General features: G+C 71.1%; 20 protein-coding genes and 1 tRNA gene. 8 read left to right on the top strand and 13 right to left on the bottom strand.

The annotated features are described in order from the left end of the window. Window positions 1–10 precede the first annotated feature (10 nt). The gene (locus BXA11_RS21805; protein WP_076437352.1) at window positions 11–733 is read right to left on the bottom strand and encodes a hypothetical protein; all 723 of its coding nucleotides are present in this window, start codon (window positions 731–733) and stop codon (window positions 11–13) included. 68 nt (window positions 734–801) lie between these two features. Between BXA11_RS21805 and BXA11_RS21800 the strand changes: the two genes are divergently transcribed. Further along, window positions 802–1,446 carry a winged helix-turn-helix transcriptional regulator gene (locus BXA11_RS21800; RefSeq protein WP_076437270.1) on the top strand — a complete coding sequence of 215 codons (645 nt, stop codon included), beginning with the start codon at window positions 802–804 and terminating at the stop codon, window positions 1,444–1,446. Window positions 1,447–1,518: 72 nt separating this feature from the next. Here the strand turns inward: BXA11_RS21800 and BXA11_RS21795 are convergent, their stop codons facing one another. Further along, the gene (locus BXA11_RS21795) at window positions 1,519–2,232 is read right to left on the bottom strand and encodes a Type 1 glutamine amidotransferase-like domain-containing protein (RefSeq protein ID WP_076437268.1); all 714 of its coding nucleotides are present in this window, start codon (window positions 2,230–2,232) and stop codon (window positions 1,519–1,521) included. A gap of 143 nt (window positions 2,233–2,375) precedes the next feature. Here BXA11_RS21795 and BXA11_RS21790 point away from each other — a divergent pair, with 143 nt between their 5' ends. The 3 genes from BXA11_RS21790 (at window position 2,376) to BXA11_RS21780 (ending at window position 7,734) form a co-directional block, all read left to right on the top strand. Continuing rightward, window positions 2,376–4,067, top strand: coding sequence for a hypothetical protein (locus BXA11_RS21790; RefSeq protein ID WP_143734432.1), 1,692 nt, complete (start codon window positions 2,376–2,378; stop codon window positions 4,065–4,067). A gap of 793 nt (window positions 4,068–4,860) precedes the next feature. Continuing rightward, the gene (locus BXA11_RS21785) at window positions 4,861–5,256 is read left to right on the top strand and encodes a hypothetical protein (protein WP_076437263.1); all 396 of its coding nucleotides are present in this window, start codon (window positions 4,861–4,863) and stop codon (window positions 5,254–5,256) included. Between the two features lie 27 nt (window positions 5,257–5,283). Then, entirely contained in the window at window positions 5,284–7,734 is a 2,451-nt protein-coding gene (locus BXA11_RS21780; RefSeq protein ID WP_143734431.1) for a P-loop NTPase family protein, read from the top strand. A 254-nt stretch (window positions 7,735–7,988) separates the two neighbouring features. Here the strand turns inward: BXA11_RS21780 and BXA11_RS21775 are convergent. Further along, window positions 7,989–8,077: transfer RNA gene (locus BXA11_RS21775), tRNA-Ser, on the bottom strand. A 98-nt stretch (window positions 8,078–8,175) separates the two neighbouring features. Further along, window positions 8,176–10,644: a MinD/ParA family ATP-binding protein gene (locus BXA11_RS41450; protein WP_083744452.1), complete on the bottom strand. Its 2,469-nt coding sequence runs from the start codon at window positions 10,642–10,644 to the stop codon at window positions 8,176–8,178. Between the two features lie 186 nt (window positions 10,645–10,830). Here BXA11_RS41450 and BXA11_RS21765 point away from each other — a divergent pair, with 186 nt between their 5' ends. Both BXA11_RS21765 and BXA11_RS21760 read left to right on the top strand, forming a co-directional pair. Next, window positions 10,831–11,793, top strand: a complete 963-nt coding sequence (locus BXA11_RS21765) for an NAD(P)H-quinone oxidoreductase (protein ID WP_076437258.1) — start codon at window positions 10,831–10,833, stop codon at window positions 11,791–11,793. A gap of 58 nt (window positions 11,794–11,851) precedes the next feature. Continuing rightward, a complete protein-coding gene (locus BXA11_RS21760; protein WP_030510998.1) occupies window positions 11,852–12,379 on the top strand; it encodes a bacterial proteasome activator family protein in 528 nt (175 codons plus the stop codon). 21 nt (window positions 12,380–12,400) lie between these two features. On the opposite strand, the gene BXA11_RS21755 is transcribed toward BXA11_RS21760, so the two are convergent. After that, complete coding sequence (locus BXA11_RS21755; protein ID WP_076437255.1) at window positions 12,401–13,198, bottom strand: Cof-type HAD-IIB family hydrolase; 798 nt, start codon at window positions 13,196–13,198, stop codon at window positions 12,401–12,403. Between the two features lie 240 nt (window positions 13,199–13,438). Between BXA11_RS21755 and BXA11_RS21750 the strand changes: the two genes are divergently transcribed. Continuing rightward, window positions 13,439–13,642, top strand: coding sequence for a cold-shock protein (locus BXA11_RS21750; RefSeq protein ID WP_030511000.1), 204 nt, complete (start codon window positions 13,439–13,441; stop codon window positions 13,640–13,642). 352 nt (window positions 13,643–13,994) lie between these two features. On the opposite strand, the gene serS is transcribed toward BXA11_RS21750, so the two are convergent. The 8 genes from serS to BXA11_RS43685 form a co-directional block, all read right to left on the bottom strand. Next, complete coding sequence (gene serS, locus BXA11_RS21745) at window positions 13,995–15,260, bottom strand: serine--tRNA ligase (RefSeq protein WP_030511001.1); 1,266 nt, start codon at window positions 15,258–15,260, stop codon at window positions 13,995–13,997. Window positions 15,261–15,298: 38 nt separating this feature from the next. Then, the gene (pheA, locus tag BXA11_RS21740; protein ID WP_076437253.1) at window positions 15,299–16,219 is read right to left on the bottom strand and encodes a prephenate dehydratase; all 921 of its coding nucleotides are present in this window, start codon (window positions 16,217–16,219) and stop codon (window positions 15,299–15,301) included. Between the two features lie 92 nt (window positions 16,220–16,311). Beyond that, the gene (locus BXA11_RS21735; protein ID WP_030511003.1) at window positions 16,312–16,731 is read right to left on the bottom strand and encodes a DUF4446 family protein; all 420 of its coding nucleotides are present in this window, start codon (window positions 16,729–16,731) and stop codon (window positions 16,312–16,314) included. A gap of 22 nt (window positions 16,732–16,753) precedes the next feature. Next, entirely contained in the window at window positions 16,754–18,007 is a 1,254-nt protein-coding gene (locus BXA11_RS21730; RefSeq protein WP_076437251.1) for a glycosyltransferase 87 family protein, read from the bottom strand. Window positions 18,008–20,086: 2,079 nt separating this feature from the next. Next, window positions 20,087–21,547, bottom strand: coding sequence for a polyprenol phosphomannose-dependent alpha 1,6 mannosyltransferase MptB (gene mptB, locus BXA11_RS45770; RefSeq protein WP_373320610.1), 1,461 nt, complete (start codon window positions 21,545–21,547; stop codon window positions 20,087–20,089). A gap of 145 nt (window positions 21,548–21,692) precedes the next feature. Next, complete coding sequence (locus tag BXA11_RS21720; protein ID WP_076437246.1) at window positions 21,693–22,427, bottom strand: glycosyltransferase; 735 nt, start codon at window positions 22,425–22,427, stop codon at window positions 21,693–21,695. A gap of 4 nt (window positions 22,428–22,431) precedes the next feature. Further along, a complete protein-coding gene (locus BXA11_RS21715) occupies window positions 22,432–22,782 on the bottom strand; it encodes an STAS domain-containing protein (RefSeq protein ID WP_030511009.1) in 351 nt (116 codons plus the stop codon). A 32-nt stretch (window positions 22,783–22,814) separates the two neighbouring features. Beyond that, window positions 22,815–23,057, bottom strand: coding sequence for a hypothetical protein (locus BXA11_RS43685; protein WP_167769266.1), 243 nt, complete (start codon window positions 23,055–23,057; stop codon window positions 22,815–22,817). On the opposite strand from BXA11_RS43685, the gene BXA11_RS21710 reads away from it, so the two are divergent. Beyond that, window positions 23,043–23,444 carry a hypothetical protein gene (locus BXA11_RS21710; RefSeq protein WP_239105075.1) on the top strand — a complete coding sequence of 134 codons (402 nt, stop codon included), beginning with the start codon at window positions 23,043–23,045 and terminating at the stop codon, window positions 23,442–23,444. The two genes, BXA11_RS43685 and BXA11_RS21710, sit on opposite strands and share 15 nt — an antisense overlap. Window positions 23,445–23,460 lie beyond the last annotated feature (16 nt).

Below are 23,460 nucleotides of genomic sequence, written 5' to 3'. Positions count from 1 at the left end.
GACGGCTCCCTCAGCTGATCGTGATGTTCGAGATGTCGACGGTGATGGGAGCCCAGGAGATGTCCGGCGTGCCGTCCTCGTTGCGCCGGTGGATGTGCCGCTTGACCGGGACGGGAATGCCGTCCACCACCTCATGCGCCCGGATGTAGTGCGCCACCTCCGTCCCGCCGTTCACGTCGGGCTGGTAGTCCATCCGTCGCAACAGCCCGGAGTCGTCGTAGTAGTACAGCTGGGTCGCGTTGTGCGTGTGGATCGACGGCGGATAGGTGACGCTCAGCACCCGCCACTTCTCCCCGTTTTCGGTCCACGGCTCCACCTCGTGCGCCTCGACCCCCGGCCAGGTGAAGACGTACGGCTCGACGAGGTAATGCCAGACGGCATAGCCGCGGAAGTACGCGATCTGGCCCAGGTTCCACGGCGTGTCCTGCGTGTAGCCGTCGAAGGTGGACCGCGGCTCGGGCAGATCGGCCAGCACCTCGCCGTCCGGGCCGGTGACGGTCACCCGGTCCGACTCGCGGTCGTACACGACCGTACGGCCGGTCGCGGGCCGGCGATGGACGACGCGCTCCTTCTGGAGGCTCACCTCCACCACGTCGTCGCCGGCGAAGTCGGCATGCCCCTTGAACTCCCAGAAGGGACCGCCGGAGGTGATCCGCGCGGTGAGGGTCGACAGGTTCTTCCAGCGTTCGAGTCCGCCGTGGGTCTCCATGACGCGGGCGAGCAGCGCATCCATCATTACTCCTAACTTCGCACCTACTGCTCCTAAAGTAGGACCGATCGGTCCTGAAGTAAAGTTGGCCTGTGTCACAGCGAAGCTATGGAGACGGATGCGGCACCGCCCTGGCGCTCGACGTCGTCGGCGAGCGGTGGGCCCTGCACGTCGTGCGGGAGCTGGTCTTCGGCCCGAAGAGGTTTCGCGACCTGCGCAACGCCCTCCCCAACGCCAGCCAGAACGTGCTCAGCCAGCGCCTGCGCGAGCTGGAGGACGAAGGGGTGGTCCGCCGGGTGGAGTTCGGGCCGCCGGTCAGCGCCTGGGCCTACGAGCTGACCGACAGCGGCCGGGCCCTCGAACCGGTGCTGATCGAGCTGGCCCGCTGGGGTGCGGGCCGGGCGACACTGGACGGCGCCGAGATGAGCACCGACGCGTTCATGCTGCTTCTCAAGGTCTTCTACCGGCCGCCCGCCCCGGAGACCCCGGCGCTGACGGTCCGGCTGGTCGTGGGCGTCGACGCGTTCGAGGTCACCGCCACGCCGTCCGGGGTGACCGTGGTCCGCGGCGGACAGTCGGAGGTGCATGCGACGGTGCGCGCCGATGTCCGTACGCTGCGGGCCCTGATCTTCACCGGCCTCACGGTGGCCGCGGCGGCCGACGCCGGCGACGTGCAGTTGAGCGGTGACGCGGACGCGGCCCAGCGGTTCTTCCGGCTCTTCGACAAGGAACGCTGACCGGGGGACGTCCGATCTTCACGGGCGGACACGGCGGCCGGAACCCGCCGACCAGGACCTATGGTTCATCCATCACGCGCCGGCCGGAGTCAGCAGCCGGACCGGCGAGGCGGTCTCCATGGCCGTGCCGTGGGCGGTGGCGGTGACCCGGTGGACAGCGGCGCCGGGCACCCGTGAGACGGCTTCGGTGAGGACTCCGTCCGTGAAGAGGGCGGCCGCGCCGTCGTCGAGGGCCCAGCCGCCGGGCAGGGTGCCGTCGGCCACCGCGCTCAGGAAGGCGGGCCGCCGCTCGGCCTCCGCGTCGTAGTGGGGGCAGAAGCTTCCGTCGATCAGTCCCAGACCGTCCAGGAGAGGGCTCATCGGGCCGAACGAGTCGGTGAGGCAGGCGTCGAACCAGCAGGCCGCGCCCGCGCTGATTCCGCAGAGCAGCACTCCGGCCTCGTACGCCTCGCGCAGAACCTCGTCCAGTCCGTGCAGGCGCCAGACCGCGATCAGGTTGGCGGTGTTGCCTCCCCCGACGTACACCACGTCCTGCGACAGGATCAGGGCGCGCAGGTCGCGGTGCTCGCGGCGGAACAGTGAGAGGTGGGTGGGCACGCAGTCCAGGGAGGAGAAGGCGGCGTAAAAGCGGTCGACGTATCCCGCCGAGTCTCCGCTGGCCGTCGGAACGAAGCAGACCTTCGGCCGCTCCTTTCCCGTTGTCGCGAGGACAAAGTCGTCCAGCAGAGTGTCGGGGTCGTCGGAGAAGCCGCCGCCGAGCAGGGCGATTCTTCGGGTGTGAGTCATGGGGCGTACTCCTTGTGCTCATGAAAGCTGACCGACCGGTGCAGCAACCTACGCACCTGCGGCGGGTCCGCCGAGTCGAGGGGCCCGGCAGGGAGGCGGTATTTCGATTGACACCGGCGCGGGCCCGTGTGGAGGGTGGCGGGGTGTCCGATGATCTGCCGGTGGAGGTGCGCGCGGCTTTCGGAGTCGCATCCGGTCCCGCGCGGTTGTTGCCCGGAGGGCACGGCACCTGCTGGCAGGCGGGCGAACTGGTGCTCAAACCCGCCCCGCAGCCGGCGGTGGCGTCGTGGCTCGCCGAGGTGTTCGCCGATCTGCACGGTCCGGGTTTCCGGGTGCCCCTGCCCGTGCGCGCGGCTGACGGCTCGTGGGTTGCCGGCGGGTGGGCGGCGTGGACCACTGTCGAGGGCGAGCCGGATCCCGTGGCGCGGTGGCCGGACCTCGTCGCGGCCGGCCGGGCGTTCCACGCGGCCCTCGCCGATGTCCCCGCCCCGGGCTGGCTGGGACGCGGCAGAAACCGCTGGGCGGTGGCCGAACGAGTGGCATGGGACCAGGCCGAGGTCGAGCTGGCGCCGGAACTGTCGGATCTGGTGGAGGGCCTGCGGGCCGCCACTCGGCCGGTACGGTTACCCAGCCAGCTCGTGCACTGTGACATCGCGGGCAACGTGTTGTTCGCGGCTGGGCAGCCGCCGGCGGTCATCGACTTCTCACCGAGCTGGCGGCCGGCGGGCTACGCCTTGGCGGTCGCTGCCGTGGACCTGCTGGCCTGGTCCGCCGCACCGCCGAGCATCCTCGACGAACTGGACGGCGAGGACGACATCGACCAGCTGTTGCTGCGCGCCCTGATATGGCGCCTGGTCACCGAGTCGCTCGGCCGACCGGACCCAGGCAGCAGGCAGGCGGTCCGCCGCGCCAACGAACCGGTGGTCGAACTGCTGCTGTCGCGCGTGTCCGGCCGGCCCGTGACCACCGGGCCGGCGACCGACGCCGACATCGCCACCTCGGCCGGCCAGGCGCTCGGCTGCGAGATCACGAATCTGCGACCGGTGACGGGCGGGCACAGCAGGTCCGTGACGCGAATCGCCGACCGTGCCGGTGGCGGTTCCGTGTTCATCAAGGCCGCCGCGCCTGCCGACCGCGCCGAATTCGGTGTGGAGTCGGCGGTGTACGAGGCGCTGGGCGACCGCCCGTTCCTGCCGCGGCTGCTGGCGAGCCCCCGTGAGCCCCTGCCGATGCTCGTACTGGAAATGCTGGAGCCCGACCACTGGGTCCGCGATTGGACCGCACCCCTGGTCGCAGCCGCTCAGGAGCTGCTCCACGAGGTGCACACGCTGCCCGCACCGTCCGGCGTGCCGGTATTGCGGGAGGCGTCCAACCCCTGGGAAGCCATCGCCACCGACCCGGCCCGCCTGCTGCGCATGAACGTATGTTCACGCCGGTGGCTGGCCGAACACCTGGACACGCTCCATGCCGCGGCCGCCGGGGCACCCATCGAGGGGGACAGCCTGATCCACCGCGACGTACGCGCGGCGAACCTCTGGTGCCACGACGGCCGCCTGGTGCTGGCCGACTGGGCGTCGGCGGCGATCGGCGACCCCTGGCTCGACCACCACCTCTGGCTCGTCGCCCTGCACGCCGAAGGCGGCCCCGCACCGGACACCGGCCAGGGACCGCATGCCACAGGCCACGCCGCGCTGATCGCCGGGCAACAACCCCTGCTCACCCCGGCGCGCGACGCCGATCCGGCCCTGTTCGACCAACGCCGGCGCCGCCTCACCGCCGCCCTGTCCTGGGCCGCCCGCCTCCTGCACCTCCCACCCCCGCAGCCACCCACCTGACAACCGACCGACGCTAAGGCGGTCTTCAACAACTCCCACGGAAAGGGAGCCGTGACGGCCGACAAGGCCGATCTCAACGGCCTGAACAGCAGGGGAGGGGTGCGGACGACGCATAGATCGGCCTTCCCAATACGACACCCATATGAGCAGGACACGCACGGCTCTATCGATCGACGAGGGGTGGAGGCTTTTTCTCCTTGCTGACCGTTTCCTCGTCGTCGTCCTGGCGCTGAATTCCACCCGGGCAGGTGCGGACATTCTTGGACGCGGCCGAAGATGACCGGCCGCGTCCAGCTGTACTGGATCGTGCTGCTGCGGGGCCTACGCTGTGGTGACCCGTGCGGTCTGTGACGGGATGATCTGGACCTGGCAACCGGGCACGCCAAGGTCGCACAGACGGTTCTCCAGCTCGGCGGCCGGATCGTCATCGACGCCCTGAAGCCCAAGGCCGGGCACCCTATGGCGTCCTTGGACGCGGAGACTGGAATGCTACGAAAGGCACCCGCAGCGCCCAGCGGCGCGAGCGGTTCGACCACACCCCTGCCGCCATCGGCCGATCATGGCCCGGCTCGTGGCCTGGTGACCGGAGCGGTGTTCCAGCGACTGGGCCAGCTCATGATGTTGCTGCATTCCCCGTGGCTGCGTCCGCCTGCGCCACCGAGAGTCTCGTCCTGATTCATTTCTTCAGCTTTGTTCTCTCGGTGCCGCATAACTAATACAGGGATAGCCCTCTATCGGGGCCTTTCGTGGACCCGTATGTTCTACGTAGTAGTCATACCAAGGAGGACCTACCGTGGATATTGCGGCGATGGCATTGGCCGCCACCGCGGGTCAGGCGCTCGTTCAGGCTATGGTCACCGACGGGTGGGCGGGTGTGCGGGCAAAGGTGGCTCGGCTGCTCAGCCGTGGCGACCAGGACCAGGAGCAGCGTGAGCTAGACGAACTCGACGAGGCGGCGGGGGCGGTCCGCGCTGAGGCGATTCCAGCGTCGGTCATGGCCGGACACCTTCAGGGTCGGATTCAGGCGCTACTGGAGAACTACCCGGAAAGCGTGGCCGAAATCGAGGCACTCGTGGCCGGACTCGGAGACACGGGCTCGATAAACATACACGTCGGCGGCAACGTTTCGGGCCAGATCATCGCGGGGTCGAACAATAACGCGACATTTCGGGTGATACATAAGCCTTGATCGAGAGGGCTTTAAATGGGGCACCAGGTGGACATCGGGGGCGACGTCTACGGTGTGGTGATTGTCGGCGACGGCAACGTCGTCACCTATTACGCCGACCGGGCCTCACGGGTCGAGCCGGGCGGGTCTGTGCCGGACGTAGCGCGGCGCCCTGCCCCTTCCGATCCGCTGCTTGCGGGTGTGCTGTGGGGGCGCGACGGCGAACTGGCGCAGATCGACAGGTGGTTGCGTACGCCGGGCGCGTTGGTGCAGGTGCACGGGGTGCCCGGTATCGGCAAGTCGGCGCTGTTGCGCCGGATCGCCGCCGACCGGCGCGCGGCCGGTGACGAGGTGGTGTTCCTGTCCGGCGCAGGGCGACCGGCCGAGGATCTCGTGCAGGAGCTGTTTGAGGTCTGCTACGACAGCCCCGACCATCGGCCCTCGCCGATGCGGCTGCGACGGCTGATGGGCATGGTCCGGGCGCTGATCGTGGTTGACGACTTCGATGGTCCTCCCAGCGACCTGGCCGCCTTGCTCGACGCGACACCCGCGAGCAGCCTGCTGATCGGGTCGTCCGCACGAGGTTTGGTTGAGGACAGCTACTACCTTGAACTGCGCGGTCTGCCGGAAGTGGCCGCGATGGCCCTGGTCACCCACCAGGCCGGGATTCCGCTGACGCCCGCGCAGGCAGTGGCCGCCCGCGATCTGTGCCGCCACTCAGGCGGGCACCCTCGGCTGCTGCTCCAAGCGGCTGCCGTGCTCGCGCTGACGGGTGAGATCGGTGCCGATCCCCGTTCGGTCCTGGCGGCTTCGCTGGACCTGGACGCGCTGGCCGTCTACCGGGTGCTCGGCGCACTGCCCGGCCGACCAGTGACGCCGGGGCTGCTCGCGGCCCTGGCCGGGATCGCGTCCGCGGGCGGCGCGATCGCCACGCTGACGCGGCTCCGGCTGGTGGACCACTCGGGCGGTGCCGTCGTTCGGTCCGATGACAGCGCGCACGAGCAGTTCGATGCCGCCGTGTACGCCTCCAACCTGGCCGCCTGGGCCGCCACCGCCACGCGCGGGCAGATCGTCGGGAGCGCCCCGGCGGTAATAGGTGTTCTCGAGCTGGCGATGGCACGGGAAGCGTACGACCCAGCGCGGATCTTGGCCCGCACAGTGGCGGCGGCGCTCGGCCGGTCGCTGCGGTGGGGCGCGTGGGGTCGAGTGCTGCACCTTGGCGCGCAGGCCGCCGCGCGGGTCGGTGCGGCTGATGACCTGGCCTATTTCCAGAGTGAGGAGAACACCAGGAAACGTGCCCTCGGTCTGGCGGCCGGTTTCACAGTCGGCGGCGCAGGGGCGGGTGTCGCCATCGGTACGCTCGGCGGTAAGACGGGAGCCGGTATCGTCAGCGTCCAGTCGATCGCCATCGCGGTGGTCACCGCCGCGACGGTGGCGACCCTGGGGGTAATCGGGGTAAGCGTCGCGACAACGCATCCGAGTTCCAGCCCTGCAGCCTATGTCACGCCGACCATCTACAACCCCAGTCAGCCGGTCGTGCCGCCCCTTTCCGACACCGGTCAGCCGGTCACGACGCGTCCGTCCTCACCTTCACCCCCGCCTTCGCCTTCGCCACCGCGCTCACCGGAAACGGTCACGCCCAGCCCACAAAGGCCGCCCCCCGACGCCGGGCTGAAGCTCTCCGCGAGCTCCGTTTCCGCCGGGCAGGCGGTGACCGCGCGAGCTACCGGCTTCTCGCCGGGCGAGCCCGTGGCGTTCGTCTGGTCGGGTCCCGCTGGATCCGGGCAGCCAGCGACCACGACCGCCGACGCCCAGGGCGCGGCCGCGCGCGACATCACGCCGGGAACCGCTCCCGGGTCGTACACGATCACCGCGACGGGTAGCGTCTCCGGACGGTCCGCGCATGGAACCGTATCGGTCATCACACTTACGCTGTCGCCGCCCAGCGTCGCCGCCGGTCAGAAGCTCACGGTTTCGGCGCGCGGGTTCGACGATGGCGAGCCGGTCACGTTCACCCTCGACGGTGCCTCACTCGGCACCGTCGCCGCGCAGGCCGGCGGCGCCTCCCTTGAGGCGACCGCGCCCGGCACACCCGGCGATTTCGAGATCGTCGCCACGGGCCGCAGCCAGGACCGTCGCGCCCCCGCCCGCCTCCAGGTGACCGGCAGGGACCTGAGCGGGACGTGGAAGTGGGGTAGCGGGAGCTTCGAGCTGCGCCCGGTCCGTGGAGGATGGGATGGCTACACGCGCGCCGATGTGGGCGAGCCGATATCGCGCTGCGTGTTCCGTACCGGAGATCTCACCCTGCGCATTCGCGGAGCCGACCCCAACTACGCGGGCACGGAGGTTCTCTGGATCCACGGCCAGAACGGCCAAAACTGCGTGTCCAAGTGGGCCGCCGCGACGGCCGTGAAGGTCAGCGCGGGCGGCGACCGGATCGACATAGAATCCACCAGTCCGTTCGGACAGGGCACTGAGCGCAACGTCTTGACCCGATGAGTGCAGTTGCCGGGGGTGTCAGGCGAGGCTCCCGTCTGGGAGGCGGTAGCTGGGGAGGCCTGTGGGCGGATTAGCGCTGCCCCGGCCTGCGACACCCATGACGTGCGGAAACACCAACAGGATCATTTTGCGTATATCCCGCGGACAGCGGCTGAGGGCTGCTCAGGGTGGCGTACGGCTGCGCATAGCCGGAACGATCAACGGCGTCTGAACCGAGCGAAACCGCTGGTCAGACGCCGTTTTGGCTGGTCGAGCGGAGAGCGTGGGATTCGAACCCACGAGACCGGTCACCCGGCCTAGCGGTTTTCAAGACCGCCGCCATCGTCCACTAGGCGAGCTCTCCCCGGCGCCCCATGCTGGAACGCCACGCAGCAGCCTAGTCTCTCACTCTCCGGTACACGACCGCGACCGTGAAAGAGATCATCCTCGCTCCGCGCTCAGTCACAGGTGGTCCGGGATCTCCGAGAACCTGGGCGCGGCCAGCGCCTGCGGCCCGGCGAAGCCGTCGCCCACGGACGCCGCCAGACGAAGGTAGGCGTCCCTGGTGGCCTGCTGGAGGCGGTCCAGGTCGATCTCCGCACCCTCCTCCAGGTGGGCGTCGTACGGCACGCGGACCACAGTGCGGCAGCGGGCGGCAAAGTGGGCCTCCAGCTTGTCGAGGTCCACCGTGGACTTCGACCGCGGCCGTACGCTGCAGAGCACCACGGTGGCGGCCCGGACGAGGTCGCCGTAGTGGTGCGCCTCCAGCCAGTCCAGTGTGGCCGAGGCCGCCCGGGCGCCGTCTACGGACGGCGAGCTGACCAGCACGATCTGGTCGGCCATGCCGAGCACACCCGACATGGCGGAGTGCAGGAGACCGGTACCGCAGTCGGTGATGCAGATGGAGTAGAAGTTCTCCAGCACATTCGCCACCGCGTGGTAGTCCTTGGCGCTGAACGCCTCCGACACCGATGGGTCGCGGTCCGACGCCAGGATCTCCAGCCGCGAGGGGGTCTGCGAGGTGAAGGCCCGGATGTCTACGTACCGCTTGATCTGCGCGCGCTCGTTCAGCAGGTCCCGTACGGTGGCCGAAGTCTCCAGCTCGACCTTGTCGGAAAGCGTTCCACGGTCGGGGTTGGCGTCGACCGCGATGACACGGTCGCCGCGCACCTGCGCGAGCGTGGCGCCGAGCCCGACGGTCGTCGTGGTCTTGCCCACCCCGCCCTTGAGGCTGAGCACGGCGACCCGGTGGTGACCGGTGGCGACGGGCGTGCGGGCGCGCTGCACGAGTTCACGACGCCGCCGCACCTCCGGGGCCTCACCCGGTTTGATTATCCCGGCGGACGCCTTGTAGATCAGCCGCCGCCAGCCTGTCGAGGGAGCGTTCCGCCGGCCCCTCAGCAGGGTGACCGGATCGAGGCTGTCGGCGGTCGGCTTCGACCCCGCCGACTTCCCCGTCGTACGCGCGGGCGAGCTGAAGGCGGAGGCGGGAGCCGGCCGGCGCGGGGGCTGGTACGCCTCCCGTTCCGCCACCGCGTCCCGTTCCACGGCCGGCGCCTCGGCCGGTGCGGGGCTCGGCGCCGAGGCGCGCTCGGGCGCGGGTTGAGGCGCCAGCGACGGCACCGGTGGCGGTGCGGGCTGAGGCGACGGCGCGGGTGGGGGCGGGGGCGTCGGCGCCGCGACCGGACCCGGCTCGTACGGCTTCCGCTCCTCGGCGGCCAAGTCGTCCCGCAGGGAGCCGGTGAAACGGTCGTCCGCGAAGTCCGGCACGGCCTCGGCCCGTGGGGTGGCGAACGGAGACGGGATCTCCGGTGGCGCGGGCGGCTCCTCCGGCTCGTCGGGGACGGCAGGTTCCTGCTGGGCGGCCGGCACCGGCACAGCGGGCTCCAGCCAGCCCCGCAGCGACTCCTTGGTGGACGACGTGCCGGACGCCGGGGAGACGAAGGGCGTGGCCGACTCGCTGCCGGAGAACGCGCCGAGGTTCTTGTACGCGTCGGTGTCCGCAGGGGAGCCGGGGAAGGCGTCACCGAACAGGGGGGTGGTGAAGGACGAGGGACCGCTCAGCCCGCCCGGCTGCGGGGCGGGGTGGCCGTCGTCGTCCGTTGAGGCCTGGTCGTCGCCCGGCGTCTCCTGCGTCGCGTTCGAGGTGTCCTCGGAGGACTCCGATCCCGAGCCGGAAGAGGCGTCGGAAGACCCCGGGAACGACGGCTCGGCAGTACGGTCCGGCGTCCGCTCGGAGGACGACTCCGACGCCGCCCCACTACCGAACGACGAGCCGAACGACGGGGCGTTCACCGGCCCCGTCGAGGTGGCGGGCTCCTCGCTCCTCGTCTCCGGCGGCGTGCCGAACGCGGTGCTCGCGGTGGGCGACTCGGCCGGCGCGTCCTCACGCGGATCCACAGGCGAGGACGAGGACGAGGACGAGGACGCAGGCGAGGACGAGGGCCTGGTCAGGAAGGCCGCCGTGTCACTCAAGTTCGTCGTGTCGCCGAAACCCGAGTCACCGTAACCCGAGTCACCGAAGCTCGTATCGCCGAAGCTCGAGTCGCCGAAGGCCGTCGTGTCGCGGAAGTTCGTGTCGCCGTAGGTCGAGTCGGCGCCATAGCCAGCCCCAAAACCGGACTTTTTGCCGCTTTCACGCCCAAAACGCCCCGAATAGTCGGGATCGAAGAGGGGATCGCGGACGGGACCCGTGGACGACGCCTCGGATGTCTGCGCGTCCTCCTGCACCGAGGTGCCGTACGCGGAGCCGGTCGCGCCGTCGGCCGCGCCGCGGAGCAGGCCGCCGGACGCGGGCTCGGCCGGGACGAGGCTCCAGGGGTCGGCCGGGTACGGCGAGGCGAGCTCGGGGTCCGCGGGCGGTGGCGGCTGTGGAGACGCGAGCGTGGCGGAGGTAACCGCGCTGACCGCTATCTCCACCTCGTCGGGCATTTCCTTGATCGCGTCAAGCCATGCCAGCTGGTCCTCGAGAGAATGCGGATCCTCACGATCATGTCTCGCCACCGTGTACCCCCTCGGGCTGGGCTAATGGGGTAGCAAACACATTGCAGATTAGCGCCACGTAATACGGTGAATGCGGGCAACCGCCGAGTTCTCCGCCACGCTACTTTAGGTCACATGCGTGCGATCGTGATTTCCGAACCCGGCGGACCTGAGGTTTTGGCCTGGAAGGAAGTGCCCGACCCGCGTCCCGGCGCAGGTGGGGTGCTCATCGACGTCGCCGCCTCGGCCGTCAACCGGGCGGACCTGCTCCAGCGCCGCGGCTTCTACCCGCCGCCGCCCGGGGCCTCCGAGATCCCGGGACTCGAATGCTCCGGCACGATCGTCGAAGTCGGCGAGAACGTCCCCCATCTCGCGCCCGGCGACCGCGTCTGCGCCCTGCTGGCCGGCGGCGGGTACGCCGAACGGGTGGCGGTGCCCTGGCAGCAGGTGATGCCGGTGCCGGAGGGCGTCGCGCTGGACGAGGCCGCCGGCCTCCCCGAGGTCGCCTGCACGGTGTGGTCGAACGTCTTCATGACCGCCCGCCTGCGAAAGGGCGAGACCCTGCTCGTCCACGGCGGCGCGAGCGGCATCGGCACCATGGCCGTCCAGATCGCCAAGGCGTACGGCTCCCGCGTACTCGTGACGGCCGGCTCCGCGGACAAGCTCGCGCGCTGCCGCGAGCTCGGCGCGGACGAGGGCGTCAACTACCGCGACGAGGACTTCGCCGAGCGGTTCGAGGGGCAGGCCGACGTGATCCTCGACATCATCGGCGCGAAGTACCTGCCCGGGAACCTGCGCGCCCTCGCCACCGGCGGCCGCCTGGTCGTCATCGGCATGCAGGGCGGCGCGAAGGGCGAGCTCGACCTCGGCACGCTGCTCGCCAAGCGGGCCTCGGTCCAGGCGACCGCGCTGCGCAACCGTCCGGTGGACGACAAGGGCGTGATCTGCCGGGGCGTGGTGGACAACGTGTGGCCGCTCGTCGCCGCCGGAGCCGTACGGCCCGTGGTGCACGAACGGATCCCCCTCGACCAGGCCGCCCTCGCCCACCAGATGCTAGAGGAGGGTGAACACATCGGAAAGCTGCTGCTGGTCAGGTGAGTTAAGTTGAAGGGGTGAGCACGGTGTGCCCCGGCGAATCAGGAGTTGTAAGCGATCGATGAACGCAGACGAGAGCACGCCGCAGATCGTGGTCGTGGGTCCGCAGGGCCTTTCGGTCTCCGGCGGCAACGGTAATGGCGAGCACGAGGAGCGGTCCGTCGCCGACCTGGTGGAGCAGCCCGCCAAGGTCATGCGGATCGGCAGCATGATCCGCCAGCTGTTGGAGGAGGTGCGGGCGGCTCCCCTCGACGAGGCCAGCCGCAAGCGGCTCAAGGACATCCACCAGAGCTCCATCAAGGAGCTGGAGGAGGGCCTCGCCCCCGAACTGGTCGCGGAGCTGGAACGGCTGTCCCTGCCGTTCAGCGACGAGAACGAGACCCCGCCGAGCGACGCGGAGCTGAGAGTCGCGCACGCCCAGCTCGTCGGCTGGCTGGAGGGCCTGTTCCACGGCATCCAGACCACGCTGTTCGCGCAGCAGATGGCCGCCCGGGCGCAGCTGGAGCAGATGCGCCGCGCACTCCCCGGCGGCATGCCCCAGACCGGGCAGGACGACCAGGGCCACCGCGCGGGCGGCCCCTACCTGTAGAACCCCCGATACCCCGCCGGCTCAGAACAGGGTCTCGAGGACGACCGCCACACCGTCGTCGTTGTTGGCCGCCGTCACGTGATCGACGGCGGCCAGCACGTCGCGGTGGGCGTTCGCCACGGCGTACGACGTGCCGGCCCAGATCAGCATCGGCAGGTCGTTCGGCATGTCGCCGAAGGCGACCACCTCCCCGGGCTTGATCCCCCGCTCCTCGGCCAGCGTGGCCAGCGCCGTGGCCTTCGTCACACCGCGCGCGCTCATCTCGATCAGCGCCCGCCCGCTGGAGTGGGTCGGAGTCACCATGTCCCCGACGATCTCCAGCACGCCCCGGTGCAACTCGTCGGGGTCCATCGAGGGGTGCTGTGCGAGCAGCTTGGCGCACGGCCGGGACGTCAGCGCCGCGACGGCGACCATCTGCCCGTAGGACAGCTCCCGGGCGTCCCAGCGCCCCAGCGCGTAGTCGGGCTCGTGCGCGAAGCCCCCCTCGTACTCGACGGAGAACGCGAGACCGGGCACGTGCCGCCGCAGCCGGGCGACGCACTCTTCGAGCACGTCAGCCGCGATCAGGTGCGACTCGACGATCTCCTCGGTGTGGAGGTCGTAGACGAGCGCGCCGTTCGCGCAGATCGCGAGCCCGCGGTGCCGTACGGCTCCCGCGACGCTGTGCATCCACCGGGGCGGCCGCCCGGTCACGAAGACGAGAGTGCCGCCGGACTCCTCCACCCGGGCGAAGGCGGCGGCGGTGCGTGGAGAGATCGATCCGTCGGTGCGCAGGGCGGTGCCGTCGAGGTCCGTGGCGACGAGGCGGGGGCAGGTCATGACAGGTTCCAGTGTGCACCGAGACATGCCGTGCCATGCCCTCTGCCACACGTAGGGCGAGAAATCTCCGCCGGACGTGGAACACCAACGGGCTACATAGTGTTAGATGTGAAGGCGTTGTATTAGCTGTTCCCGTAGCGAAAACCAGTTTGACTGTATGAGCCACCCGGGGAGCTGTGCGACACACCCGGGGTCCACGAGGTGTGGTCCCCAAGATTCACTTCCTTAGGGAGAGCAGTAATGGCTCAGGGAACCGTCAAGTGGTTCAACGCTGAGAAGGGCTTCGGCTTCATCGCACCGGACGGCGGCGAGCCCGACGTGTTCGTGCACTTCTCCGCGATCACGGGCAGCGGCTACCGCAACCTCGAGGACGGCCAGCGGGTCGAGTTCGAGGTCATCGCCGGTCCGAAGGGTCCGCAGGCGTCGAACGTCCGGGGCATCTGACCTGACTTGACGAAGGCGGGGTTCGCGGTTGCGAGCCCCGCCTTTCGCATGTCCGGGGGTGCCCGGCCGTGAGCCGGGGGGCGGACCCCCGGAAGGCCGAGCGCATGAAAGTTTCACGAACAGAGGCCTTCTCGACGCTCGGATGCCCTCCGAACCACGAGATTTACATCACATCTGACGGTCCTGCCGTCAAAGGTGCGGATTGCACTTTCGGTGGACGACGGAGGCATTCCCCACCAACGCGGGTGGCTATCCCGGAACCCGCCGCAGAACGTCACCGTGAGACGCGAAGACCCCCGGACGCGGTGGGCGGCACCACATCCGGAGGTCCTCGATCTGAGTCGTGGGTCTTCTACCGCGACAGCGGTTCCAGAACGTCGAGTCCCACGTACGGCCGCAGCGCCTTGGGGACGACCACCGAGCCGTCGGCCTGCTGGTGGTTCTCCAGGATCGCCACGATCCAGCGGGTGGTCGCCAGCGTGCCGTTGAGCGTGGCCACGTGCTGCGGCTTGCCGTCCTCGTCCCGGTAGCGCACCTTCAGCCGGCGGGCCTGGAAGTCGGTGCAGTTGGAGGTCGAGGTGAGCTCGCGGTAGCGGCCCTGCGTGGGCACCCAGCCCTCGCAGTCGTACTTGCGCGCCGCCGACGAGCCGAGGTCGCCGCCCGCCACGTCGATCACGCGGTAGGGGACCTCGACCTTCTCCAGCATCTCCCTCTCCCAGGCGAGGAGCCGCAGGTGCTCCTCGTGCGCGTCCTCGGGACGGCAGTAGGAGAACATCTCCACCTTGTCGAACTGGTGGACGCGGATGATGCCCCGGGTGTCCTTGCCGTACGACCCGGCCTCACGCCGGAAGCAGGACGACCAGCCGGCGTACCGCATCGGCAGCGCCGCCCGGTCGAGGATCTCGTCGGAGTGGTAGGCCGCAAGCGGCACCTCGCTGGTGCCGACCAGGTAGAGGTCGTCGGCTTCCAGCCGGTAGACCTCGCTCGCGTGGGCGCCGAGGAAGCCGGTGCCGGCCATCGCCTCGGGCTTGACCAGAACGGGCGTGATCATCGGCGTGAAGCCGGCCTCGACGGCCTGCTGGATCGCCATGTTGAGCAGCCCGAGCTGCAGCCGCGCGCCGACGCCCTTGAGGAAGAAGAACCGGGCGCCGGACACCTTGGCCCCACGCTCGGTGTCGATCGCGCCGAGCAGCTCGCCCAGCTCGACGTGGTCGCGGGGCTCGAAGTCGAAGACCGGCTTCTCGCCGACCTCCTCCAGCACCACGTAGTCGTCCTCGCCGCCGGAGGGCGCGCCCTCCTCGACGAAGTTCGGGACGGTCATGAGCAGCTCGTCAAGCTCGCTCGCCAGCGCGGCGGCCTCGGTCTCGGCCGCCTTCACCTGCGCGGCCAGTTCCTTCGCCCGGTCGAGCAGCGCCTGGCGCTCGTCTCCGGACGCGCGGGACACCGACTTGCCGATGCTCTTCTGCTCGGCGCGCAGCGACTCGAAGTTGTTGAGCGCGGCACGGCGGCGCTCGTCGAGCGACAGCAGGGTCTCCACGACCGAGTCGTCCTCGCCGCGGACGCGCTGCGACGCCCGGAGCCGGTCAGGGTCCTCACGAAGGGTTCGCAGGTCAATCACGGCTCAAAGGCTACCGGAGCCGGTGCGGCTCCCGCCCGTCAAGCGAGCCCGGCGCGGATCTTTCCGAGCCATTCGGCGGCCTCGGCGAAGTCCGTGTCGGCCGTACCCTCCTTGATCTGCGTCGGAACCCGGTCGGCCCGCGGATAGCTGCCGAGGAAACGCAGGTCGTCGCAGAGCCGGTGGAGGCCGGAGACGGCCTCGCCGACCCGGGCGTCGGCGATGTGACCCTCGAAGTCGAAGTGGAAGAAGTAGCGGCCGATGCCGTCGCCGGTGGGGCGCGACTCGATGCGGGTCAGGTTGACCCCGCGCACCGCGAACTCGCTCAGCATCTCCAGCAGCGCGCCCGGGTGGTCGTCGCGCAGGAAGGCCACGAGCGAGGTGCGATCGGCGCCGGTGGGCGCGGGCAGTTGCCCCGGACGGTTCACCCTGATGAACCGGGTGACGGTGTCGGAGCGGTCGCCGATGTCCGAGGCGATCTCGTCGAGCCCGTAGTACTCCCCGGCGATGGCCGGGCTGATCGCCGCGTCGTACGGAGACTCGGGCGAGGAGACCTCCTGCGCGGCGGCGGCCGTCGACGAGGCCGCGATCACCACGGCGCCGGGCATCTCGCGCTCGATGAACCCGCGGCACTGGGTGTGCGCCGCCGGGTGGGTGATGACCCGCTTGATCTGGGCCAGCTCGGTGCCGGGCCGCACCAGCAGGGAGAACTCGACCGGAAGCAGCCACTCGCCGGTGATGTGGAGCGGCCTCCCCCCGGCCAGCTCGTCGAGGGTCTGCGTGATCGCCCCTTCGACCGAGTTCTCCAGCGGGACCACCGCGCCGTCCGCCTCGCCGTCGCGGGCGGCGTCGAGCGCGGCTCCGACGTTGGCGCAGGGCAGGCGCTCGGCATCCGGCTCCAGGAGTCGCAGGGCTGCCTCACAGAAGGTGCCCTGAGGCCCCAGGTACGCGAGCTTCGACATGTCCCCAAGGGTATCCGCAGGTCGGTATGGCAGGCGTGCGGAGACTCCCCTGCGCCGACCGGCTTTCGCCCGCGAACCGCCGTCCCGGCTGCTCAGTGGGGGAGGCGTTGCGGCTCGACCTCCGGCCCGATGCCGAGCCTGGCGGCGCGCACGGCGTGCTCCTCCTCCGGAGACAGCGGCTGCAGCCCCTTCCCCCCGCGTACAGCACGGGCGTACGTGCGGGTCTCGGTGCGTCCGTTGATCGACGTCAGCACGACGCCGTCGCCGAAGCCGTTGATGAGCGCGAGCGAGAACGACAGCCTGCCGGTCATCTCGTCGAGCGCGTCATATCGATACAGCGCCACGTCGCGGATCGCCCTGCTGTCCACCGGGCCGTCGACGGCGGCCCGCCGGTCCAGGGCGTCCAGGCACACCCCCACGGAACGGCGTGCGGCGCGCAGCGCGATCAGGCCGACGGCCACGCCTGTCGCCCCCGCCAGCACAGCGGCCATCTCCACAACGGTAACCAGCACGGCACCGAGCGTAATGAATTGGTCAAGTGGCCGCAGCGGGAACGGCGACAGCGGCCCGCCGCCGGGGCAACCACTCCCCGAGGAGCCAGACCAGGCCGATCGCGCCGAGGCCGAAGGCGTTCTGCACGATCTTGCCCGCGACCGGGCTGAGCAGGGGGATCTCCAGCGCCTTGAGCGACACCCCCCACCACGGGATGGGCAGCACGTAGTAGAGCCACACGCCCGCCGCGACCAGTAGCCGTACCCGGTCGCGCCCGGACCCGGCGAGGGCCGCGAGCACGACCACGACCCAGGCGATGTGGTGGATCCAGGCCACCGGCGAAAGCAGCACCGCCATCAGCCCGGTGAGCGCCACCGCCGTCGTCACGTCGCCGTCCAGGTACGCCCGGCGGGCGCGGCGGAAGCCGTACCAGCCGATCAGGGCGACGGCGGCGAGCCAGAGCACCGTGGTCAGCCAGCCGGGCAGGTAGAGCCTGAGCAGCATGCCGCGCAGCGACTGGTTGGTGGTGGCGGCGTTCGCGCCGAGGCGCTCGGAGTCGAGCAGCGCCCCGAACCAGAAGTCCCGGGCGTCATCGAAGATCACCAGGAACGGCAGCAGTGTGAGCAGGGCCGCCGTGAACACCGCCATGAAGAGGGCCCGGCGCTGTCCTTCATCCCCCTCCCGGGCGGAGAAGGCGGTGATCGCCAGGTAGACGAGGAACACCCCGGGGGTCAGCTTCACCGCCGTGGCGATGCCGATCAGCATGCCGCGCGGCCACCACGGCCTGCGCACCACGCAGTCGAGCAGGCACAACGCCAGGAGGAACAGGTCTACCTGGCCGAACCTGAACTGGTCTCTGATCGGCATGAGATAGGTGCACGCGGCGCACAGCACGGCGAACAGCAGCGGAGCGGCCAAGGCGCCCCGCACACCGTCCAGGAAGGCCCGGAAGGCGTGCCGGACCGTCACGGCGAGCACGGCGACCAGGGCGACCGTCCACACCCACTGCGCGACCGGCCACGACATCATGGCGAGCGGCACCGCCAGCATCGCGGCCACCGGCGGATAGGTGAACGGCAGCAGCTGGGGAGCGGGCGTGATCACGTCGTAGACGGGCAGACCCCGCAGCAGCGCCCAGCCGCCCGTACGGTAGACGTCCAGGTCCACCAGACGCTGGTCCTCGGGATTGGTCAGCCAGTAGGCGATGAGCGGCGACGCCGCGGCGGCCGGCGCCACCAGGGCGAGCGCCCACGCCCAGGCGGGCCGGCGGGCCCCGGCGATGCGGCCAGTCGTCATGACCAGGCAGGCTACCGTGGACCGTGTCCGCACCGTTATTGATCATGAGGGAGCACGGAACAGTGCGTGGCAGGCTGGCGGGGTTCTTCGCGTCGATCCTGGTGCTCGTCGTGGCGGCCCTCGTCCTGCCCGCCGCTCCCGCGTCGGCCGCACGGCAGGCCGCCGCGGTGACGGGCCGAGTCGTGGTGATCGGGGTGCCCGGCCTCCGCTGGGACGACCTCGACCCGCGGCGGACCCCCGCGCTGTGGGGGCTGGCCGCCCGCGGCTCCAGCGCGTCGCTGTCCACGAGGGCGGTCCCTCCCGAGGGTCTGCCGGTCACCTGTCCGGCCGCCGGCTGGCTGACGGTCTCCGCGGGCCAGCGGGCCAAGGCTCCCGGCCCGGGTTGCGCGCCCCTTCCGGAGCCCGTCACCGCCGCCGGCGGCGCGACGATCCCGAACTGGTCAGAGCTGGTCGCCGCGCAGCAGGCAAGTCCCTTCAAGGCCCGGCTCGGGCTCCTCGCCGACGCCGTGACCGCCGCCGGGGGGAAGATCGCCGCCATCGGCCCGGGGGCCGCCCTGGCCGCCGCCGACCGGTCCGGCAGGGTCGCGACGTACGCCGCGACCCCCGCCGCACTGCCCGACCTCACGCCGTACGCCCTCGTGGTCGCCGAGGCGGGGGAGATCACCAGGACCCAAACCGACGGCCCCGCCGACGACAGGGCCGGCGACCCGGCCGGCGACGGGGGCGGCCAGGCGCGGCGGGCGGCCGTGAGCGCGGCCGACAGGACCGTCGCCGAGGTGCTCGCCAGAGTGCCCGCCGGTTCGGCCGTGCTCGTGGCGGGGCTGTCGGACTCCCCCGGCCGCGGCGAGGGGCCCATCGCCCACCTGCACGTCGCGATCGCCTCCGGCGGGCCGTACGGGCACGGGTCGCTGACCGCCGCCTCGACCCGGCAGCGGGCGCTGGTCACGATCACCGACGTCACGACGACGGTCACGCACCTGCTCGGCGTCCCCACTCCCGAGGGCGCGGTCGGCAGGGCATGGTCCGGGGGCGGCGACGCGCCCTCGGTGGCCGAGCTGGCCGACGCCGACCTGGCGAGCCAGGTGCTGAGGGAGGTCAGGGAGCCGTTCTTCATCACGCTGGTCGCCGCGCAACTGCTCTTCTACGGCCTGGCCGCGCTCATGATCAGGCGCTATCGGCGGATGCCGACGACCACGCGGGTCGTCGCGACGGTCAGCGGCGCACTCCCGGTGTCGATCTTCCTGGCGCAGCTCGTGCCGTGGTGGGGCTTCGCGCACCCGATGCCCGCCCTGCTCGGCACGATCCTGGGCTTCGCCGTCCTGGTGGCTGGGCTCGCGTACGCCGGGCCGTGGCGCCGCCACGTGCTGGGGCCGCCCGCCGTGGTCGCCGGGATCAGCTCGCTCGCGCTCCTCGCCGACGTGGTGACGGGCTCGCGGCTGCAGGTGAACGCGGTGGCCGGCTACGAGCCCGTGACCGGCGGCAGGTTCTACGGCTTCGGCAACATGGCCTTCGCCGTCTACTCGACCGGCACGATCCTGCTCCTGGCGGCCGTCGCCTGCGCGCTGCGCCGCCGGCCGAGGCTCGCCGTGGCCGTCTGCCTGGCGTACGGCCTGCTCGCGATCGCCGGGGACGGCTGGCCGACGTGGGGCGCGGACTTCGGCGGGGTGCCGTCGTTCGTCCTCGGCGTGGCGGTGTGCGTGCTGATGGTCACGGGCAGGCGGGTGTCGGTCCTCCGGCTCGGGCTGGTCGCCGTGGCGGGGGTCGTGCTCATCTCGCTGATCGCGGTGGCCGACTGGCTGCGCCCCGCCGACCGGCGCACCCACCTCGGGGCGTTCGTCCAGCAGATCATCGGCGGCGAGGGCGGCTCGGTCGTCGGACGCAAGCTCGGGGCGATGCTCCACACGCTGGGCAACCTCCCGCTGACGCTGCTGTCGCTGGTCGCGCTGGCGTTCCTGTTCCTCGTGCTGGCCCGGCCGTCCCGGTGGGGCGCGCCCGCGCTGAGCCTGGCCTACGAGCGGGCGCCGCAGCTGCGGGCCGGGCTGTTCGGCGCGCTGACCTCGGCGTTCGCCGGGTTCCTGATCAACGACTCGGGAATCGCGATTCCGGCGATGGCCCTGACGGTCGCGGTGCCGCTGGCGCTGGCGGCGTCCGTACACGCGCTCCAGACCGCGCCGCCCACCACAGCAGCGCGATCGTCAGCGCCAGCAGGAGCGACGGCGCCACCCAGCCTCTGACCACGTCGACGAGCCACCCCAGGTCGTCCGGCTGGTCCGCCTGACGCGCGGGGAGGTAGGCGGACGCGAGCACGGCGAGCCGGGCGACCAGGAACGCCTCCAGGCCCGGCCACGCGACCAGGGCCAGCAGCGCGAACCCCAGCCCGTCATACCAGGGCAGCGCGTACGGCGTGGCGAACAGCCAGGCCACGGCGACGGCCAGGGCGACGACCGGCCCCTCGCGCTCGGTGACGGGACGTCCGCGCAGGAGGAGGACGGCGAGCGCGGCCAGCAGGAGCAGCGACCCGGCCTGGATCCAGGCCCGGTAGGCCCCGGAACCGAACAGCGCCTGCAGCGCCCTCTGCGCGAGCTTCCACGGCGTGGCGAGCGAGACCGACTTGCTGGCGTTCAGCAGTTGGTCGAGCGAGTGCGGCCCGGCGAGCAGATAGGCCACGACCACGGTCAGCGCCGCCAGCCCGGCGACCAGGGCGAGCCGCCGGGGGCTCCTGCGCAGCTCCCACGCCGTGCCCAGCGCCACCAGGCCCACGGTGGCCTTGACCGCGACCCCCAGACCGAGCGGCACCCCCCTGCGGGCGACCAGCCCCGCCACGACGAACGCGATCGCCACGGTGTCGAGGTGCATCCCGGCCACGAGCTCGTAGACGAGCAGCGGGTTGGCCGTCCACAGCAGGGCCGCGCGGCGCTGCCGTACGGGGTCACCGGCGGCGGCCCGGTGGAGCAGCAGGCCGGTGGCGACGAAGGCGGCGGCGTTGACCAGGGCCATCACGAAGACCGTCAGGCGGACCGAGTCGCCTCCGACGTGGCTCGCCAGCGCCTGCACGGCCGTCGCGACCGGGCCGTACACGCTGGGCGTCCTGGTCCACTCCTCCACCCGGCCGATGACGGGATCGGCGGGAAGGTCGGCGGGCACCGTCAGGTACGGGTCGTGGCCGAGGGCCGCCATCCGGCCGTACGCGGCGTAGTTGAGGTGGTCGGCCGACCCGGAGGGCGGCAGGAACGCGAGGACCGCGGCGGCGGCGCACCCGGCGACGACCAGCGTGCGCGCCCGCGGCATCCGGTCGGCGTACGCAAGGCCGGCGGCCAGGCCTGCCGTGCCGAGGACGAGCGCCGCGGCGGCCAGCGCGACGACGAGATGACCGCCGGGCGCGAGATCAAGCGAGTAGGGGGGCTGCCATGACGGTCCGGGCAGCCCGGGCACCATCGCCGACGGCCCGAGGACCCCGATCGTGATCGTGAGGACGATCGAAAGGCCGCCGGCGGCCGGGGCCAGCCGGGCGGCGATCCGAGCGCGCCCCCGCGAATCCACCCGCAAATTCCACCACACCCGTGCCGTGATCTTGGATTTTGTCGCAAGTGGCGGCGTCGACCAGGGGCTATCCCTTTCGTGATCTTGCCCTGGTCACGTCCGACGGGCGCTCACCTGCGGCATCTCTACAAGATCACGGCGGGGGTCAGGGGAGGTGGCGGCGGATCGGGGGCATCAAGGGGTCACGGGCGGCGAGGGCCAGGCCGACGTCGCGGAGCTGCTTGGCCCTGTGCAACTGGGAGCGCCAGTCGGTGCCGGTCGCCCGGTGCGACATCTCGACCTCGGCCTCGACGACCCGGAAGCCCTTCTTGAGCAGGTCGACGGTCATGCCGGTCTCGACGCCGAAGCCGTGGGCGAGCGGCCGGGCCGCCTCGAAGGCCTCCCGCGTGAGACACCGCTGCCCGTTGAGCGGCTGGGTGGCCTCCCAGCCGGTGAGCCTCTTGATGCCGTCGCGGGCCAGCCGTACGACGATGCCGTGCCCGCCGAGCTTGACCCTGGTCGCGAACTTCGCGATGGTCATGTCGGCCTCGCCGTCGCGCACCGGCGTGATCAGCGGGAGCGCCGCCGCCGCCGTCTCGCCCAGGTCGGCGTCGAGGAACAGCAGGTGCCGGGGATGGTCCTCGTCCAGGAGGCGCACGGCCTCGGCGCCGCTCTCCATCGCCGCCGCCTTGCCCCGGTTGCGGCTGTGCCGTACGACCCGGGCGCCCGCCGCCCTGGCCACCCGGCCGGTCTCGTCGGACGAGCCGTCGTCGACCACGACCACGAGATCCACACCGGGCAGCTTCAGGGCGGCGGTCACGGTGGCGCCGATCCTGTCGGCCTCGTCCTTCGCCGGGATCACCACCGCGGTGTCCGGCTCGGGCACTGCCATCTCCCCCATGTGCCTAGCCCTGATGCTCGGCCGTGAGCAGGTCGGCGGGCACCGTGTCGTGCACGGTGAACACCGAGTCCAGGCCCGTGACCTGGAGAATCTTGCGTACCGCCGGTCTCGGCGCCGCCACCTCCAGCGTGCCGCCCCGCTCGCGCAGCCGCTTGAGCGCCGACAGCAGCACGTTCATGCCGGTGGAGTCGCAGAACTCGACTCCGGACATGTCGATGACCACCCGGTCGGGCCCGGTCTCCAACAGGCGGGTGAACTCCGCCTGCAGCCGGGGCGCGGTATATAGGTCGATTTCGCCGAAGACGGCCATGACGGCCTGACCGGCGTGGGATTGCGTCGCGACTTTGAGCTCCACGAGGCGCACACTAGCGTCGTCCCGGCCCCGGGTCACGCTCCATCGTATTCGTCGAAGAGTCGTCCGCCCTTTGTCCCCGATTCCGGCCCCATGTAAACGCCGAGTGCGCGAAGCTTGACGCTATGCGACACCGGCGTCGCCGGATGGAGGGCCCGGAACCTCCGCGTCTTGGTCGTCACTTCGCAAAGGAGGGCGGGCGCCGAGCACAGCGGGCCCGAGAGCAGATGAATACTGAGATACCCGAGGATCCACAGCGGCGCGTGCTGCGTGAGCATCTGGAGACCATCCAGGTGCGCACCGAGAAGGCCTCGTCGTGGCGCGACGCGGCCGAGCCGCTGCGCGGCCTCGTCAACCGCGAGGGGTACGTCCCGGTCAGCGCCCGACTGGCGGCCGAGGACCTCGATTTCCTCTCCGAAGCGCGCGAGGAGCTGCTGAGCTTCTCCGAGCTCGGCATCCGGCTGCTCGACCTGCACCAGCCCAGAGACGCGGGCGGCATCTCGAGCGACCCGGCCAATCCGATCCTGCGGTGCCGGAGCTGCATGTGGCGCTGGCCGTGCCCCACGTTCCGGGCCATGGCGGAGGCGTTCACCCCGCGCCAGCGGGAGGCCGCACCCGGCATCCCCTCCTGGCGCGGCCAACTGGAGCACCAGCGCGACCTGTGACCCGGGCGGCCAGAGC

It is taken from the genome of Microbispora rosea (assembly GCF_900156315.1).
GTDB lineage: Bacteria > Actinomycetota > Actinomycetes > Streptosporangiales > Streptosporangiaceae > Microbispora > Microbispora rosea.
This window is presented reverse-complemented; position numbering and strand designations above follow the sequence as displayed.

Excerpts from the sequence above, each read along its gene's own strand:
- BXA11_RS21805 (WP_076437352.1), bottom strand. The coding sequence starts at position 733 with ATGGATGCGCTGCTCGCCCGCGTCATGGAGACCCACGGCGGACTCGAA.
- BXA11_RS21795 (WP_076437268.1), bottom strand. The coding sequence starts at position 2,232 with ATGACTCACACCCGAAGAATCGCCCTGCTCGGCGGCGGCTTCTCCGAC.
- BXA11_RS41450 (WP_083744452.1), bottom strand. The coding sequence starts at position 10,644 with ATGCCCGACGAGGTGGAGATAGCGGTCAGCGCGGTTACCTCCGCCACG.
- BXA11_RS21765 (WP_076437258.1), top strand. The coding sequence starts at position 10,831 with ATGCGTGCGATCGTGATTTCCGAACCCGGCGGACCTGAGGTTTTGGCC.
- BXA11_RS21760 (WP_030510998.1), top strand. The coding sequence starts at position 11,852 with ATGAACGCAGACGAGAGCACGCCGCAGATCGTGGTCGTGGGTCCGCAG.
- BXA11_RS21755 (WP_076437255.1), bottom strand. The coding sequence starts at position 13,198 with ATGACCTGCCCCCGCCTCGTCGCCACGGACCTCGACGGCACCGCCCTG.
- BXA11_RS21750 (WP_030511000.1), top strand. The coding sequence starts at position 13,439 with ATGGCTCAGGGAACCGTCAAGTGGTTCAACGCTGAGAAGGGCTTCGGC.
- pheA (WP_076437253.1), bottom strand. The coding sequence starts at position 16,219 with ATGTCGAAGCTCGCGTACCTGGGGCCTCAGGGCACCTTCTGTGAGGCA.
- BXA11_RS21730 (WP_076437251.1), bottom strand. The coding sequence starts at position 18,007 with ATGACGACTGGCCGCATCGCCGGGGCCCGCCGGCCCGCCTGGGCGTGG.
- BXA11_RS21720 (WP_076437246.1), bottom strand. The coding sequence starts at position 22,427 with ATGGGGGAGATGGCAGTGCCCGAGCCGGACACCGCGGTGGTGATCCCG.
- BXA11_RS43685 (WP_167769266.1), bottom strand. The coding sequence starts at position 23,057 with ATGCTCACGCAGCACGCGCCGCTGTGGATCCTCGGGTATCTCAGTATT.